This window comes from Pseudarthrobacter siccitolerans, assembly GCF_030823375.1.
Lineage (GTDB): Bacteria > Actinomycetota > Actinomycetes > Actinomycetales > Micrococcaceae > Arthrobacter > Arthrobacter siccitolerans_A.
In genome coordinates, this window is record NZ_JAUSXB010000001.1 from 3,576,032 (window position 1) to 3,592,600 (window position 16,569).

Consider the following 16,569-nt stretch of genomic DNA (forward strand, 5'->3'; position numbering starts at 1 on the left):
GTCGAAATGGCGGTGGATGAGGCGCCTAAGCCCTGTGCGTTTCCACATAGCAGCTGCTCGTGTGGGCGGGTGTCAGGGGCGGCTGGGATACTGAATCAATGGTCGATAACCAGTACGCCACAGCAACTTCTGAGCCTGCCCGTGATTTTGAAGAGCCCTTGCCGGGCGCGGCGCGGTCCGGCGGCCCCGTCTCTGCCACTGCAACCTCCCGGGAGGCACTTGAGGTTCTCCGCGAACTCGTGGGGCATCCGGAGGCTGCCTTCCATGAGGGTCAGTTCGAGGCCATTGAGGCACTGGTCGACGGCGGCCGGCGGGCTTTGGTGGTCCAGCGCACCGGCTGGGGCAAGTCCGCCGTCTATTTTGTGGCCTCCCTGCTGTTGCGCCGCCGGGGTGCCGGGCCCACGCTCATCGTCTCACCCCTCCTGGCATTGATGCGGGACCAGGTGGCTGCCGCTGCCCGTGCGGGGGTCCGTGCCGTTGCCATCAACTCCGCCAACCAGCTGGAGTGGGACACCGTCCGTGAACAGCTCGCCGCGGACCAGGTGGACGTCCTGCTGGTTTCCCCGGAGCGGCTCACCAATCCGTCCTTCCGGGAAACCCAGTTGCCGGAGCTCATCCGGCGGACCGGCCTGCTGGTGATCGACGAAGCGCACTGCATCTCCGACTGGGGCCACGACTTCCGCCCTGATTACCGCCGCATCGCGGACCTGATCACCCAGCTGCCGGATACCGTTCCGGTGCTGGCCACCACGGCCACGGCCAACTCCCGGGTGGTGCATGACATCGAGGAGCAGCTCGGGGACGCGGTGCTCACCATCCGCGGTGCCCTGGGGCGTGATTCCCTGCGGCTGGGCGTCCTGTCTTTGCCCGACTCGAAGCAGCGCCTGGGCTGGCTCCTGACGCATCTGGCCGATCTTCCCGGCAGCGGCATCATCTATACCTTGACCGTGTCTGCTGCCGAGGACACTGCACGGCTCCTCGCGGAAGCCGGCCACCACGTGCTGGCCTATACCGGCCGTACGGACCCGGCGGACAGGGAGCGTGCCGAGCAGCTGCTGAAGGACAACCAGGTCAAGGCCCTGGTGGCCACCTCCGCACTCGGCATGGGCTTCGACAAACCGGACCTGGGCTTTGTGGTCCACCTTGGGGCGCCGTCGTCCCCGGTGGCGTACTACCAGCAGGTGGGCCGTGCCGGCCGAGGCGCAGCCAATGCGGACGTCCTGCTGCTCCCCGGCGCGGAGGACCGGGACATCTGGCAGTACTTTGCCACCGCCTCCATGCCCTCTGAAGAGAAGGCCGCGGCGGTCCTTAATGTCTTGGGTGAGGCCGGAACAGCGCTCTCCACTGTCGCCCTGGAAGCGCGGGTTGACCTGCGCCGCACCCCTCTGGAACTGCTGCTCAAAGTCCTGTCCGTTGACGGTGCCGTGGAACGGGTGGGGGGCGGATGGCTGGCCACCGGGCAGCCATGGATCTATGACGCCGAGCGGTACCGGCGAATCGCCGAGGCACGGGTGGACGAACAGGACTCCATGGTGATCTACCAGGACACCGCGGGCTGCCGGATGGAATACATTACCTCCGTCCTCGATGACGAAACCGCCAGGCCCTGCGGCCGGTGCGACAACTGCGCCGGCCGGTGGTTCCCGTCCGAAATCGCGGATGCTGCCACACAGGCGGCCAGCCAGACGCTCAGCAGGGCCGGCGGTGTCCTGGAGGCCCGCCTGCAGTGGCCCAGCGGCATGGACCGGCTGGGCGTTCCGGTCAAGGGAAAGCTCAAGCCGGGGGAGGGTCTCGCCGAGGGTCGCGTCCTGGCCAGGCTGACCGACCTTGGCTGGGGCGGCGCGCTGCGTGAACTCTTCGCCGCCGGAGCGGAGGACCGGTCCGTGGATCCGGGCATGCTGCAGGCCTGCGTGCAGGTCCTGCGCGAATGGGGTACCGGCGACGCCCGCACGCCGGGCTGGAGCGGAGCCGGGAGGCCGGCTGCCATCGTCAGTATCCCGTCCCGAAGCAAACCGCAACTGGTGGAGTCCCTGGCCCGGGGAATCTCAGAGATCGGGCGAATCCCCTACCTCGGCGGGCTGCAGCTGGCGCACGGCGGCCCCACCGGGAGCCGCGGAGGCAACAGCGCCTACCGGCTGGCGGGAGTCTGGGACCGGCTGGTGGTGGGGCCTGAGCTCGATGCTGCACTGGAAGGCCTCAACGGCCAGTCCGTGATGCTGATTGATGACCTGGCGGACAGCCGGTGGACCCTGACGGTCGCCGGGCGTGCCCTTCGGCAGGCCGGTGCGGGAGCCGTCCTGCCGCTGGTGCTGGCCCAGGCAGGCTGACACGCGGCCGGCTGACGCAACGGCAGCGGACGCAAGGGCAGCGGACGCGCTGGGCGTGCTGACACGCGGCCGGCTGACACGAGGCAGGCTGGCCAAGGCGCGCTGACGCAAGGGCAGCGGACGCGCCGGGCGTGCTGACACGAGGCGGCTGACATGAGCCGGCTGACGCAGCGGATGCGCCGGGCGGGCTGAGACGGGAGGGGCGGTGAGGCGGGAGCCCTGCCGATACAGCCTGGCTTAGGCCCGCTGGCCCTTGCGCTGGCTGACTTCGGCCCCGGCGTGGCGCGGCAGGAAGAGGCTGTCCGCCGTGCTGGCGAGCATCAGCACCGCCATCGCGAGGAAAGCCCCGCGGAAAGGTCCGGCAGTGTCGTCAGGAAACGTGCCCAGTCCGTCGAACACCCGGATCAGCAGGGCGCCCACCGCAATGCCGGTGCCCGTGGCGAGCTGAACCAGGGTGGCAGACACTGTATTCGCCGAGGTCATCTGCGCCGGCGCGATGTCGGCGTACTGCACGGAGGCGTAGGCCGAGAATCCGATGGAGCGGAACGCTCCGCTGCAAACCAGCAGGGCAAACGTCAGCGCCTGTGGCGTTTCCGCCGTGAGCAGGGCGCAGACTGCGAAGGTAACTGCCGAAGCAAGCGAAGCGAATACCAGCATCGCCCGGAAGCCGAAGCGCCGGATCAGCGGTGTTGTGGCCGGTTTGATGCCGATGTTGCCGATAAAGACTGCCGCCACCATCGCACCCGCGTGCAGCGGTGACCAGCCGAACCCGGCCTGGAACATCAGCGGCAGCAGGAAGGGAACCGAGCTGATGGTCAACCGGTAAACGAACCCGCCTGTTGCCATGGCCCGGAACGTGCGGGTGCTGAACACCCCGAGGTCAAAAAGCGGTCGGCGGGCCCGGCGCATCCACAGGACGGCGCAGACCAGGAACACCGCACCGGATCCGGCGCTCAGGGCAGCCCAGGGGGCCGCAGGGTGGGTGCTCACCAGTTCGAGTCCCACCACCAAAGCACCCACGCCAAGCGTGGTGAGGGACAGCCCCAGCCAGTCCAGCCGCCGGCCGGGATCACCGGCCGCTGCCGGAACCAGCCGCAGGGCGGCAATGAACGCGGCAGCTCCCAGCGGAAGATTGATCAGGAAGATCCAGTGCCAGGACAAGTAGGTGGTCAGTGCCCCGCCCACCAGCGGGGCCAGGACAGGTGCCAGGAGGCCGGGCCACACCAGGAATGCCGTTGCGCGGAGCAGGTCCGCCTTGGGTGTCCCGCGAAGGACCAAGAGGGTGCCGACAGGCACCATCATGGCGCCGCCGAGCCCCTGGGCCACCCGGCTGAGGGTGAGCGTGGTCAGGTCCTGGCTCAATGAACATGCCAGGGACGCCACGGTGAAAATGGCGATGGCCAGGCAGAAAACGCGGCGGGCGCCGAAGCGCTCCGCCAGCCAGCCGCTGAGCGGGATGCCCATGGCAACGGTCAGAAGGTAGGCAGTCATGGTGATGTTGACGTTCGGGGCCGGGACGCGAAAGTCCGCCGCGATGTTGGGGATGGCCGTGGTGAGGACCGTGCCGTCCAGGAACTCCATAAAGAACGTGGCGGCCACCAGCAGTGCCAGGCGCGGACTCCATGCCGGCTTGGTGACTGCCGCTGAATCCACGGTGTTGCTTGCTGCCATCTTTCCATCCTGCCATCGGGCGGCCTGTGGAACTTCAGGTGTCCGTACCCCGGACGGGAGCGGGCCGCAATCCCTGGGACCAAGCGGGCCCCTAACCCCGGGATCACAGGGCAGGCGCTAACCCCGGGATCACGGGCAGGCGCTAACCCCGGGATCAAAGGGAAGGGGGTTAGTGGGTTAGTGGCCCTACCCCCGGGTACGCAAAAGGCCCCGGTCCAGGACCGGGGCCAAACGCGGAGACGGGGGGATTTGAACCCCCGGTGGAGTTGTGCCCCACACTTCATTAGCAGTGAAGCCCATTCGGCCGCTCTGGCACGTCTCCAATTGCTATTCCTAGCCCACCAAGGATACGCAGAAGCAGGCACGCAGTGCAAAACGGGTCCCCGGGACTGCACCGCACCCGCCACGGCGCGCCGACGGACGCCGTGGGGACTAGCGAAGCGCAGCCTGCTCTGGCCGGACCATCCTGATTTCACGAAGGTTTTCCCACTCGGGGATGACATCCGCGGCGCCGTCGGGAGCAAAACCGAAGTGCCCGTAAAAACCGATGGCCCGCGCATTGTGCGCTGCCACCCACAGGCTCGCCGCTTCACCACCCAGCGCGGCTTCAAGGAGCCGGCGCCCCAGGCCCAGCCCCTGGTGCGAGGCCAGCAGGTACAGCCCCCACAGCTCCAGGTCGCCGGAGGACGGCGGCTCGAAGCCATGCGAGGAAGCGCCTGGCTCCCTGCGGATGCCGGCAAATCCCACTATGGTGCCGCCGTCGGAGGCCACCCAGGCCTCAGCCGGTTCAGCAGACTCCAGCAAGTGGCGCCAAAGCGGCAGCCGGCTGCCGGAACTCTGTGCCGCGAGGAACTCCTGCGACAGCATTCCCCGGTAGGTCTCCTGCCAGCAGCGCACATGCACTTCCGCCAGGGCTTCCACGTCGCCCGGCACAGCCCGCCGCACCGTCAGGGCCAAGGCTACGCGGCCCCGCCGGCCAGCGCCTTCCACAGGAAATGTTGGCTCCGGGCCTGAAGCGCCGCGGCCTGACGGTTATCCGATGCCCCTGCGTGGCCGCCCTCAAGCGCCTCGTGGAACCAGACATTGGGAATCCCCATGGCGAGCATCCGGGCAGCCATCTTCCGCGCCTGCACCGGGCCCACCCTGTCGTCCGAAGTGGCCGTCCAGATAAACGTCTCGGGGTACTCCACCCCGTCCTTGAGCAGGTGGTACGGAGAAAAGGTGCGGATGTACTCCCACTGCTCCGGCACGTCCGGATCACCGTACTCGGCAATCCAGGAGTGGCCGGCCGAAAGCCTGGTGTAGCGGCGCATGTCCAGCAGCGGCACGCCGCAGGAGACGGCTCCGAACAGTTCCGGGTACTGCGTCAGCATGTTTCCCACCAGCAGGCCGCCGTTGGACCCGCCCACGCAGCCGAGCCGCTCGGGGGAGCTGACTCCCCGGGAGATGAGGTGCCGTGCCACGGCCGCGAAGTCCTGGTACGCCTTGTGCCGGTTTTCCTGCAGCGCCGCCCGGTGCCATGCCGGCCCGTATTCACCACCGCCCCGGATGTTCGCCACCACGTACACTCCGCCCCGGGAATGGGGCGTGTCTCCGTTGGCGCCGGCGGACAGGGACGTGCGGCGTTCCAGCCAGGCCCTGCCCACGGTGCCGCTGTAGGCCGGAGTGCGGGAGACCTCGAAACCGCCGTAGCCGGACAGCTGCGTCGGGTTCTGCCCGTCCAGGGCCAGGTCCCGCGAGGCCACCTGGAAGTAGGGAACCCGGGTGCCGTCGTCGGATACGGCGAAGTGCTGCTGCACTTCATAGTCTTCGTCGGCAAAGAACGACGGCGACGTCTTCACCACCTCGTGCCGGCTCACCACGCCGCCGGTACCGTCAGCCGCGCGCTCCAGAGTGCCCCGCATCAGCGTGCTGGGGGTGGTGAAACCGGTGGCGACGAGCCAGAAGTCGTCGCCGGCACCGCCGCCGGCCTCGTCGTCATCGGCCTCGTCTTCATCGTCCACGGCATAAGCGTTGACGTCGTGCAGCGGCGGGCAGGCGTCCAGGAGGGAAGATGCCCAAGCCGCCTCCCCGGCCCCGCCGGGACGCGAAGGGTCGAGCACCCGGATCTCGGAGGACACGTCCTTCAGGAGGTTCAGGAGCAGGAAGTTCCGGGTCCAGCTCCAGGACTGCAAGGAGGTATGGGCGTCCGGGGTGAACAGCACGGAAACCTTCCGCGAGCCCGCCAGGTAGTCCTCGAACGGCGCGGCAAGGAGTGAGCCCGCCGGATACGTTGACCCGTTGAGTGCCCAGTCCTGCTGGGGCCGGAACAGCAGCCACTCGCGGTGTGCGCTGACGTTGACGTCGGTGGGAACATCAATCCCTACCCAGGAGCCATCCCGCAGGACGGCGTTGCTGCGGTTGTAGAAATCGATGTAGTCAACGGCGAACGTCCGTTCGAAGCCGGGCGTTGAATCGTGCGCCACCACGGCCATCATGTGGTTCTCGGGCACCTCAAACAGGAGGGGCGCCGCCGGCAGGGACCCGCCCCGCTTGAGGGTGACGGCGGTTCGGGCGTAAGAGGAGGCCGTCCGCGGAAGCCCCTCGGCGGTGGAAGCCACCAACAGGGTGTCCTCATCCAGCCACGAAACGTGACCCTTCGCCGTCGGCAGGTCAAAGCCGCCCTGCGCCGGGTCCACGAAGGTCCGCGTTTCGACGTCGAATTCCCGGTACCGGTTGGCGTCGCCGCCGTCCGGGGACAGTGCCAGCAGCGCGTGCCGGTAAGGCTTGCCGGCGGCCGGGCGGAGGAAAGTTGCGCCGTGGAAGACCCATTCGGCGCCTTCAGCGGTGGACAGGGCGTCGACGTCCAGCAGGACATCCCAGTCCGGCGTCCCGGTGCAGTAGCTCTCCCACGTGGTGCGGCGCCAGAGGCCCTTGGGGTTCTGCTGGTCTTTCCAGAAGTTGTAGTACCACTCGCCGCGCTTGCCCACCATGGCGATCCGGTCCGTGGAGTCGAGCACCTCCAGGATGCTGCCCTCGAGCTGCACGTAATCGGCGTCCTCCAGCAGGTCCTCCGTGCGGGAGTTCTGCTCCTTCACCCAGGCAAGCTGCTCCTCGCCGTAGATGTCCTCAAGCCAGACGTTCTCGTCGGTGGGCTCGGGCGCGATGCCCTGCGGGCCGGTGCCGGGGGTGTTGCCGAAACCGGGGGCGGGGGCTGGATCAGCTGCAGTGGTGGTCATGCGCCCCATCCAAACAACATCCGCGGACGGCTGGCAAGTCAAGCGCCCGGCGCACACTTTGTTTTCAGCCCGTACGCTGGATGCCGTGGAAATAACGCAAAGCATCCGGACCGCCATCATCGGGGCAGGTCCGCGGGGCACCAGCGTCCTGGAACGACTGCTCGCCCGCTGTGCCGCGCAGATCGCTTCCGGTTCCGGCCCGGTGCGTCTCCACATCGATGTGATCGATCCCTATCCCGCCGGCCCCGGCCACGTATGGCAGCCGCAGCAGTCCCGGCTGTTCCTGATGAACACGCAGTCCTTCTATCCCACCCTGATTCCCGAGGACCCTGCCCTGGCGCCGCCAATCGCCGGCAGCACCTTTGACCAGTGGCGGGCCCGGCAGCAGCACAACCCGTCGCCGTCCCTGACCGGGGAGGAACGCGCAGAGCTTGCCGTCCTGGCAGCCACCGATTTCCCCAGCCGTGCCCTGTACGGCCGCTACCTTGGAAACATCGTGGAGGAGCTGACCTGCAATATGCCCGACGGCGTCACGATCGACTTCCACGAAACGTCCGCACTGTCGGTGCGCCCCTCAGGGGACGGAACGTTCGACGTCGGCCTGGCCACCGGAGCGACGCTGCGCACCGGATCCGTGGTGCTGGCGCTGGGCCACATCCCGTCCCGGCTGAACCCCGAACAACGGGAGCTGCAGGCTTCGGCGGAGCAGCTGGACCTGCAATACCTGCCGCCCGCGGTGCCGGCGGACGTGGACTGGTCCCGGATACCGGCCGGGGAACCCGTCCTGGTCCGGGGCATGGGCCTGAACTTCTTCGACACCATGGTCCAGCTGACCGAGGGCCGGGGCGGCAAGTTCATCAGCAACGGCACGGCGTTGCGCTACGAACCGTCGGGCCAGGAACCCCACATCATTGCGGCCTCCCGGCGGGGAACGCCCTACCGCGCCAAAGCGGCGCTGAACGGCTACTATCCGGCGTCGGTCACGCTGCGCTACTTCACCGAGGCTGCGCTGGAACGCTTCCGCACCGCCGGCATCCGGCCGGCGTTCGACCACGACTTCTGGCCGCTCCTGCACCGCGACGCGCTCTGGGCGTACTACTCCACCCTGGTGCGCTCGCAGCCGAACGCCGTCCCTGACCCCGCGGCCTTCCTCGCCGCACTGGACGAGGCCCTTCATCCGCACGCCCACAGCGCGGCGAACTGGGAGGACAGCGTGGAAAGCGTGCTCGCCGTCCATGTCGGCCCCCGGCACCGGCTGGACCTGCCGGGGCTGGCGGGGCCGCTGGCCGGGCGCTCCTTTTCCTCGCGCACCGAACTCGACGCCGCCGTCGTGGACTACTTGCTGGATGATGCCCGCCGGTCCGGGCTCGGCGAGGACGATCCCGTGAAGATGGCCATCGGGGCACTCCACCACGGCCGCGCCGTCCTGAAAACAGCAGTGGCCGACGGCGGCATCACCGATGAATCCTGGGTGGCGGGACTGCGTGGCTGGTTCGAATCGTTTGTGGAAGGACTCGCCAGCGGGCCGCCCGCGCTGCGCGCGGAGCAGTTGGCGGCACTGGCCACGGCAGGCGTTGTGAGCTTCGTGGGGCCCGATCCGAAGTTCGCGGTGGACCGCCGCAACCGCGTTTTCACCGCTGCCTCGCCCTGGGTGGATGATGCCCCGGTGACGGCAAGGACCATGGTGGAGGCGTTGGCGCCCGGCAACAGGATCTCCGCCAACGATTCTCCAGTCCTGGGGCAACTGCTGGCGGACGGGTTGGTTCGTCCGCGCCTCATGATGACCGTGGAGGGCGCCCCGGTGCAGTCCACCGGCCTGGATGTGGAGCCGCACCCTTACCGCCCCCTGGCAGCCAACGGTTCCGTGACCGAAGGACTGTACGTGTTGGGACTGCAGCTTTCCTCCGTCCAGTGGGGGACGGCCATCGCAGCGGAGGCCTTACAGCCCGGCGGCCCGAACTACCACAGCGGCCAGCGGACCCTGCGCGACGCCGACGAGATTGCCGGCGCCATCCTGGGAGCCTGACTTTCCCCGGTGATCGGCGGCCGCCCACCGAAATATTCAGACGTTTAGCGCAGAAATATTCGGGCCTTTCGGCAGGGTCGCTGGCGCCACGCTCAACGTGACTTGCGCTGCCGGCGTACGGCGAGGAAACGCTGATCGCATCGTCTGCCGGCCCCTACCAGGACCTGCTTCGATGAGCTGCGCAACTTCGCTGACACCCTCTGGGCCATCCACACCAACGGCTACGACTACTCCGTACCGAAAAACCTGGAGCACACTAACGCCGAGGAGCGGCGCAAGGAGTTCACCCGGATCCACTTCGAAACCGCCCACCCCGTGGTCCGCGTACACCCGCTGACGGGGGAGCGTGGGCTCTTCATTGGCGGCTTCGCCCAGCGGCTGAGGATCGCAGGGGTCTCCAACACCGAGTCCAAGGACATCCTCCGCATCCTGCAGGCCTACATCACCCGCCCGGAAAACGTGGTGCGCGTGAACTGGGAGCCGGACCAGCTGGTGCTGTTCGACAACCGCATCAACCAGCACTACGCCCCGGACAACTACGACCGCCAGCCCCGCAAGCTGAACCGGGTGACCATCGCCGGCGACGTCCCGCTGGGTGTGGGAAGGGTCACCTTTTTGCTGATACTGCATTACCAGCCGCGCAGGCAGTGCTGGTACTGCAGCCAGGCGATGCCGTAGCGGAGCCAGCCGAGGGCGTCGGTTCCACGTGGCCGGCGGCCCGGGAGCGGCGGATCAGGCGGACGGGCTTGAGATCACCTTGAAGACGCCACCCATGGGATCGGCCAGCTGCGCCACCCGGCCGAAGTCGCTGTCCGCCGGTCCGTCAAGGAGGCTGCCACCCATGGTCAGGGCGCCCTCCACTGCGGCATCGGTGTCCTCCACCGCGAAGTACACCTGCCAGTGGGAAGGGACTTCGTTGGGCAGGTAGCCGGAAGCGTCCATGATCCCGGCCTGCGCCGTTTCACCCGAGCCCAGGGTGGTGTACCGGAATTCGGGAGCATCACTCATAACGCTCGTCTGCCAGCCGAAGACCTTTTCGTAGAACGTCACGGCGCCCTGGTAATCCTTGGCGTGCAGCTCGTGCCAGGCGGGTGTCCCCGGTTCTCCCGCGACTTCGTACCCGCGCATCTCCCGGCGCTGCCACGCACCAACGGACGCGCCGCTGGGGTCGCCGAACATGGCCATGATTCCCTGCGCGGGGACGTCCATGGGCTCCATGTAAACCTGGCCGCCATTCGCGGCCACCGAAGCTGCCGTGGCGGCGGCATCGTCGGTACACAGGTAGGTGGACCACATGTCCGGGAATCCGGCCTGGTCCTCCTGCTTCTGCATGATGCCGGCCACCATCTTTCCGTTGCGTGACGCCGTGGTGTAGCCGCCATAGAGCTCCTGGTCGCCGGACTGGAACTGCCAGCCAAAGAGCCCGCCATAGAATTCGCGGGCTTTGGCGGCATCCGAGGTGATCAGGTCAATCCAGCAGGGGGAACCGGGCTTGATGTCGGGACTGGGCATAGGAATCTCCTGGTGAGGTGAGTGCTCTTTGCGGCGGCGGGCCGGAGCGGTCGGCGTTCCGGACGGGACACCACGAGGCTATGCGCCGGGTCTGACAGTTTCAACGGTTCCCGCAGTTCCTGGCCGGTGGAGGGCGTTTCGGGCCGTTGCAGGAGGAAAACGAAGGACCCCCGCCCGGCCAGCATGCTGGCGGACAGGGGTCCCAATCGCGGAAGGTAAGAGATTCGAACTCTTGGTACGGGGTTACCGCACACTAGTTTTCAAGACTAGCTCCTTCGGCCGCTCGGACAACCTTCCTCGACTAGTAGTGTTTCATAGGCACTTGCCTGCAACAAAACAGAGACCGGAAGGTGCCCGGTGCACACTGGTTGCAACGAGTATTCAGTCAGAAACGGGAGTGTTCCATGAAAGCCGTCTACATTTCGGAACCAGGCGGCCCGGAGGTGCTGGAGGTCCGCGAGGCGGACGCCCCGGTACCCGGACCGGGGGAGGTGCTGATCGACGTCGTCGCCGCCGGCCTGAACCGGGCGGACGTGCAGCAGCGCAGGGGCTTCTACCCGCCGCCGCCCGGCGCCTCGGAAATCCCCGGGCTGGAAGTGTCCGGCCGGATCGCCGGATTTGGCCCGGGCGTCAGCAAACCTTTCTCCCTTGGTGACAAAGTGGTGGCGCTGCTGGCCGGCGGAGGGTACGCCCAGCAGGTGGCCGTGCCGGCCGAACAGGTCCTCCGGGTGCCCGAGGGCGTGGACCTGGTCACGGCGGCGTCCCTGCCGGAGGTGGCCGCCACGGTGTATTCCAACCTGGTGATGACCGCCCAGCTCCAGCCGGGCGAAACCGTCCTGATCCACGGTGCCACCGGCGGGATCGGCACCATGGCCATCCAGCTGGCCAAGGCCCTGGGCGCGAAAGTGGCCACCACGGCGGGGACGGACGAAAAAGTGGGAACGGCGAAGGCCTTCCTCGGCGCGGATATCGCCATCAACTACACCGAGGAGGATTTCCCCGCGAGCCTTCGCGAGCAGAACGGCGGCCGCGGCGCAGACGTGATCCTCGACGTCGTGGGCGCCAAGTACCTCGCGCAGAACGTGGATGCCCTCGCCGATTACGGCCGGCTGGTGGTGATCGGCCTGCAGGGCGGCACCAAAGGTGAACTGGACCTCGGCCAACTGCTGAGGAAGCGCGCCGCAGTTGTGGCGACGGCATTGCGTCCCAGGCCGGTCGAGGAAAAAGGCGCCATCATGAACGCCGTCCGCGACGCCGTCTGGCCCATGGTCACCGACGGGCGGATCCGCCCGCTCGTGGCGAAAACCTTCCCGCTCGAGCAGGTCCAGGCCGCCCACACCTACTTCGACAGCGGGGACCACGTAGGAAAGATCCTCCTGTTGCTCTAGCCGCGCGCCTGCAAAGAAGCGGTAGATACTCAGTATTGCCAGCGGGGGATTACTCCACTAGGCTCAGGGCTATACGCGGTATGCACGGGCCGTTGGGGGACCGTGCATACCAATGCCCTAGCGCAAGGAGCACCATGTCCATCCGCCACAGCCTCCTGGCCCTGCTGCAGGACCAGCCGCGGTATGGCTACCAGCTGCGGGTCGAATTCGAGAGCCGCACCGGGGCCACCTGGCCGCTGAACATCGGGCAGGTGTACACCACCCTGGACCGGCTGGAGCGCGACGCCCTGGTCACCAAGGAAGGCGACGACGGCGACGGCCACGTGGTCTACAGCATCACCGCCGCCGGAAAAACCGAGGTAAAAAACTGGTTCGCGGCCCCGGTGGAACGGAACAACCCGCCCCGGAACGAGCTCGCCATCAAGCTGGCGCTCGCCGTCACGTTGCCGGGCGTGGACGTCCAGGCGATCATCCAGGACCAGCGTGCAGCGTCGATGCGGGCGCTGCAGGACTACACGAAGGCACGCCGGGACACTACCGGCAATCAGCGTTCAGGCGATACTGCCTGGCTGCTGGTCCTTGATTCCCTGATCTTCCAGACCGAAGCGGAGGTCCGGTGGCTGGACCTCTGTGAGGCCAGGATGGTCCAGCAGGCGCAGTCCGCCGGCCCGGGCCAGGCACGCAAAACGTCCAACGGGGTCACGGAAGATGCCACCCCGCTCAACGCGGACAGCCGCCGGTGAGCGTCCAGGGGCCGCAACAGGTCCTCGAACTTTCCAAGGTCAGCAAAACGTTCGGGGAAGGCGCGACGGCGGTCGCCGCCCTCCGTGACATTGACCTCACCGTGGCGGCAGGTGAGTTTGTTGCGGTGATGGGGCCGTCCGGGTCCGGTAAGTCATCCCTCCTGGCGCTGGCCGGGGGACTGGACCGCCCGACGTCCGGCGGTGTCTTTGTGGAATCCACGCCCCTGGCGGGATTGGGGCTGAACGAACTTGCGCGCCTGCGCCGCCGGGCCGTGGGCTACGTCTTCCAGGACTTCAACCTCGTGCCTACCCTGACGGCGGCCGAGAATGTGGCGCTGCCGCTTGAACTGGACGGCACAGCGTGGAAAAAGGCCCGCCGGCAGGCGCTGGATGCCCTCCGGCAGGTGGGGATCCCGGAACTCGCGGACCGCTTTATGGACCAGATGTCCGGCGGCCAGCAGCAGCGGGTGGCCATCGCCCGGGCGGTAGTGGGGCAGCGGCGCCTGATCCTCGCCGACGAGCCCACGGGGGCACTTGACTCCACCACCGGCCAAGGGGTGATGGAAGTACTGCGTTCCCGGGCTGATGCCGGCGCCGCCGTGATGCTCGTGACCCACGAGGCGCGGCACGCAGCCTGGGCGGACCGGGTGGTGTTCCTGCGCGACGGCCGGATTGTGGACCAGGCAACTGCCCTGCATGATCCTGCGGTGCTCCTGGCCCAGGCAGGGCTTTGATGCGGCTCGATCTCACTCCGGCCCCCAACGGGCGCCGGAGCAGCTTCCGGGTGGCACTGCGCATGGCCCGCCGCGATATCGGGCGGCACAAAGGCCGCTCGCTGCTCATCGTCCTGCTGATCATGCTTCCGGTTGCCGGCATGACCGGGGCTGCCACCCTGTTCCAGAGCAGCCAAAGGACGCCCGAAGAAATTGTCGAACACGAGCTGGGCGGAACGCAGGCCCTGGTTCAGCGTACTGCCGGCTCCCAACGGCGATTCGGTCCAGGACCCGCTCAATGACGCCATGGTGGCTTCCAGTACGGGCATCCATGATCCTGGCTTTGTTCCTGCCGACCCGCAGGAGCTGCTCCCGCCTGGTTATGAGGTCCTGCCGTTGCGGCAGCTCAACCTGTCCACCGGGATCGGGGCGGCGCTGGTGTCCCTGGAGGGCAGAATCGCGGACGCGCTCCATCCGGCCTTCGCCGGGAAGTTCACCCTCCTTGCGGGAAGGGCTCCACGCTCTCCCGGAGAAGCCCTGGTTTCACCGGGGCTTCTCGAGCGGTTCAGCCTTCGGCTCGGCGACGCAATCACGACGTCGGCCGGCACCTTTGTGCCCGTGGGCACCATGCGGGATGCGGACGCCTCGGACCGGAGCTCCGTCATCTTCCTGCAGCAGGCACAGGTGCCGGAGGCAGTCCTGCATCAAGGACCCCCGCACTCGGTCTCCTACTACCTTGTTGGCCCTGAACCTGTGACGTGGCAGCAGATCCGGGAGGCCAACCGGCAGGGCGTCAGTGTGCTCTCCCGCAGCGTAGTCCTTAATCCGCCGTCCCTGGCGGAGCGCACCTTCGACGGGGTCCCGCCTCAGCAGCCACCGCAGAATTCCCTGGCCCTCTTCGCTACGTTCGGCCTGGTCGCTGCCCTTGCGCTCCTGGAGGTGGGCCTCCTGGCGGGAGCCGCTTTCGCCGTCGGCGCCAAAAGGCAGGTCCGTGAACTGGCCCTGCTGGCAGCCTCAGGAGCCGATGCTCCCACTGTCCGCTCGGTGGTGACCTCAGCCGGACTCTGGCTCGGCAGCATTGCTGTCCTCTCGGGCGCAGCCCTGGGCCTCTGCTCGGCGGCAGCGGTGGTCCACTGGGTCCGCTCCATCGGCTCGGCCCGCTTTCCCGGCATCCACCCGGATGTGCCGTTGACGCTGGTGGCCATGGTCCTTGGCCTGGTGTGCTGCCTGCTCGCAGCCATGGCTCCGGCGAATCATGTCGCCAGGCAGTCCGCCCTGGGCGCCCTTAAGTCCGGCCGGGCACCTGCGGGCAAGGGGAAGAGGACCACCGTGGCCGGTGCTGCGCTGCTGCTGGTGGCCGGGGCGCTGCTGGCCGGGGGCTGGTTGCTGGGGGAGTCGGCCACCGACCCCGACCGGAAGGCCGGGCAACTGCCGCTGGTTACCTCGTTGCTGATTGCCGGCGCCGTGCTCGCCGTCGTCGCGCTCGTGCTGCTGGCCGGATACGTCGTTAACCTCCTGACAGCCCGGACGGGGACGCTGCCACTGTCCCTGCGGATGGCTGCGCGGGATTCGGCCAGGAACCGTGGCCGGACGGTCCCGGCGGTGGCAGCCGTTCTCGCTGCCGCTACCCTGGCCAGCGCCGCCCTGGTCCTTTCGGCCAGCCAGCAAGCAGTGATGCGGGAGAACCACCCATGGAATGCCCTGGAAAACCAGGCCTTCCTGCCGCTGTCCCTGGAACAGCCCCTCCTGCCGGACGGCAGCACCCAGCCGGCGGTCGACGTCGATCCCGCCGAACTCACTTCGGCTTTGGAAGTCGGACTCGGCAATGTTGCCTGGACCCAGGTGGTTACCGCGCCGGCGTATGTTGAAAACTGTGCTTTTGGGCCGGGCGTCGAGCTGTCAGGGCCGGCGCGCACTGCCACCTCCAACTGCCTCCAATACTCGCTGGCCAGGCCCGCGGGCAACGAGTGTCCGGTGACACCGGAGCGGAGGGTGGTGGATCCCGAGGACTGGCGTTGCCGGGGTTCGCTGGCCCAGTCGCCTGCCTCCCAGCGTGGCATCCTGGTGGGCGGCGCGAACGAGATCAGTGCCGTACTCGGCCGTGAAGCCGGTCCCGAAGCCCTGGCAGTGCTGGAAGCCGGCGGGATGGTGGTGACCAACCCTGTCTTCGTCCGGGACGGGATGGCGGTGCTCGAGGGCCAGGATGTGCGCACGCAGACCCAGGACCCGGCAGAGCCTTTCCGCATGCACGAGACGGTGACCAGCAGCACGCTGCCCGCGGTGGTGGTTGAACCGGCCGAAGCCCTTCCTTACTACGGAGTCATTTCGCCGGACACGGCCCGGCGCCTGGACCTGCGTCCGGAGGCGGCCGAACTCCTGGTGCAGCTCAGCAGGTTCCCCTCGGCGGCTGAGAGGGATGCGGCGTCGGGAGCGATCGCCGCCGTCTACCAGCGGCCCGACGTCGGTTTTTGGGCCGAACCCGGCATCACGCAGGGCGACTCGTGGATGTCCTGGTCCATCGTGGCCGTCAGCGCACTGATCACCTTCAGCGCCGCAGGCATCACCACAGGCCTGTCCCTCGCGGATGCCCGTGCGGACCACACAACGCTCGCCGAAATTGGCGCATCACCCCGGCTGCGGAAGAGCCTGGCCGGCTCCCAGGCGCTTCTGACCGCCGGGCTGGGGACCGTGCTCGGAAGCCTCGCGGGGACTGTGCCGGCGGTGCTCATTGCAGGTTCCACCGAGCTGCGCACCGCCGTCGATGTGCCTTGGCTGCACCTCGTGGCACTCCTGGTTGCGGTACCCCTGGCCGGCGCCCTCCTGGCCTGGTTCTTCACCCGCGCCCGGCTGCCGGCCTCCCGCCGCACGCTCGGTACCTGAGCCTTCCGTCCCGCACCTTGAGCTGGGCCCTTGAACGTAGCGCGGGGGTCTTTCTGAATGGCGCCGACAGGCTTACCGTGGGGATAAGGAG

Annotated in this window: 11 protein-coding genes, 2 tRNA genes and 1 pseudogene; 8 read left to right on the forward strand and 6 right to left on the reverse strand. The window is 67.9% G+C overall.

The window, feature by feature from the left end:
* The first annotated feature begins 98 nt into the window (after positions 1 to 98).
* On the forward strand, positions 99 to 2,327 hold the full coding sequence (locus tag QFZ36_RS16730) for a RecQ family ATP-dependent DNA helicase (RefSeq protein WP_306638088.1): 2,229 nt from the start codon (positions 99 to 101) through the stop codon (positions 2,325 to 2,327).
* Between the two features lie 237 nt (positions 2,328 to 2,564).
* Here the strand turns inward: QFZ36_RS16730 and QFZ36_RS16735 are convergent, their stop codons facing one another.
* From QFZ36_RS16735 to QFZ36_RS16750, 4 genes are all read right to left on the reverse strand, one after another.
* The gene (locus QFZ36_RS16735; RefSeq protein WP_306638089.1) at positions 2,565 to 3,998 is read right to left on the reverse strand and encodes an MFS transporter; all 1,434 of its coding nucleotides are present in this window, start codon (positions 3,996 to 3,998) and stop codon (positions 2,565 to 2,567) included.
* A gap of 234 nt (positions 3,999 to 4,232) precedes the next feature.
* Positions 4,233 to 4,320: transfer RNA gene (locus tag QFZ36_RS16740), tRNA-Ser, on the reverse strand.
* A 110-nt stretch (positions 4,321 to 4,430) separates the two neighbouring features.
* Positions 4,431 to 4,988, reverse strand: a complete 558-nt coding sequence (locus QFZ36_RS16745) for a GNAT family N-acetyltransferase (RefSeq protein WP_306638090.1) — start codon at positions 4,986 to 4,988, stop codon at positions 4,431 to 4,433.
* On the reverse strand, positions 4,958 to 7,216 hold the full coding sequence (locus QFZ36_RS16750; RefSeq protein ID WP_306638091.1) for a prolyl oligopeptidase family serine peptidase: 2,259 nt from the start codon (positions 7,214 to 7,216) through the stop codon (positions 4,958 to 4,960). The genes QFZ36_RS16745 and QFZ36_RS16750 overlap by 31 nt, the downstream gene beginning before the upstream one ends.
* 85 nt (positions 7,217 to 7,301) lie before the next feature.
* On the opposite strand from QFZ36_RS16750, the gene QFZ36_RS16755 reads away from it, so the two are divergent.
* Positions 7,302 to 9,242 (forward strand): FAD/NAD(P)-binding protein, encoded by a 1,941-nt coding sequence (locus tag QFZ36_RS16755; protein ID WP_306638092.1) that lies wholly within the window; start codon positions 7,302 to 7,304, stop codon positions 9,240 to 9,242.
* 107 nt (positions 9,243 to 9,349) lie between these two features.
* Positions 9,350 to 9,920, forward strand: a pseudogene (locus QFZ36_RS16760) (TauD/TfdA dioxygenase family protein); the annotation flags it as partial.
* Between the two features lie 54 nt (positions 9,921 to 9,974).
* Here QFZ36_RS16760 and QFZ36_RS16765 read toward each other — a convergent pair.
* Together QFZ36_RS16765 and QFZ36_RS16770 are read right to left on the reverse strand one after the other, a co-directional pair.
* Positions 9,975 to 10,754 carry a VOC family protein gene (locus QFZ36_RS16765; protein WP_306638093.1) on the reverse strand — a complete coding sequence of 260 codons (780 nt, stop codon included), beginning with the start codon at positions 10,752 to 10,754 and terminating at the stop codon, positions 9,975 to 9,977.
* 209 nt (positions 10,755 to 10,963) lie between these two features.
* Positions 10,964 to 11,051, reverse strand: a tRNA-Ser gene (locus QFZ36_RS16770).
* A 107-nt stretch (positions 11,052 to 11,158) separates the two neighbouring features.
* On the opposite strand from QFZ36_RS16770, the gene QFZ36_RS16775 reads away from it, so the two are divergent.
* The 5 genes from QFZ36_RS16775 (at position 11,159) to QFZ36_RS16795 (ending at position 16,478) form a co-directional block, all read left to right on the forward strand.
* Positions 11,159 to 12,142, forward strand: a complete 984-nt coding sequence (locus tag QFZ36_RS16775) for an NAD(P)H-quinone oxidoreductase (RefSeq protein WP_306638094.1) — start codon at positions 11,159 to 11,161, stop codon at positions 12,140 to 12,142.
* A gap of 134 nt (positions 12,143 to 12,276) precedes the next feature.
* Positions 12,277 to 12,885 (forward strand): PadR family transcriptional regulator, encoded by a 609-nt coding sequence (locus QFZ36_RS16780; protein WP_306638095.1) that lies wholly within the window; start codon positions 12,277 to 12,279, stop codon positions 12,883 to 12,885.
* Positions 12,882 to 13,619 carry an ABC transporter ATP-binding protein gene (locus QFZ36_RS16785; RefSeq protein WP_306638096.1) on the forward strand — a complete coding sequence of 246 codons (738 nt, stop codon included), beginning with the start codon at positions 12,882 to 12,884 and terminating at the stop codon, positions 13,617 to 13,619. The genes QFZ36_RS16780 and QFZ36_RS16785 overlap by 4 nt, the downstream gene beginning before the upstream one ends.
* Complete coding sequence (locus QFZ36_RS16790) at positions 13,619 to 13,900, forward strand: hypothetical protein (RefSeq protein WP_306638097.1); 282 nt, start codon at positions 13,619 to 13,621, stop codon at positions 13,898 to 13,900. Before QFZ36_RS16785 ends, QFZ36_RS16790 begins: the two co-directional genes overlap by 1 nt.
* Positions 13,812 to 16,478, forward strand: coding sequence for an FtsX-like permease family protein (locus QFZ36_RS16795; protein WP_306638098.1), 2,667 nt, complete (start codon positions 13,812 to 13,814; stop codon positions 16,476 to 16,478). The genes QFZ36_RS16790 and QFZ36_RS16795 overlap by 89 nt, the downstream gene beginning before the upstream one ends.
* Positions 16,479 to 16,569 lie beyond the last annotated feature (91 nt).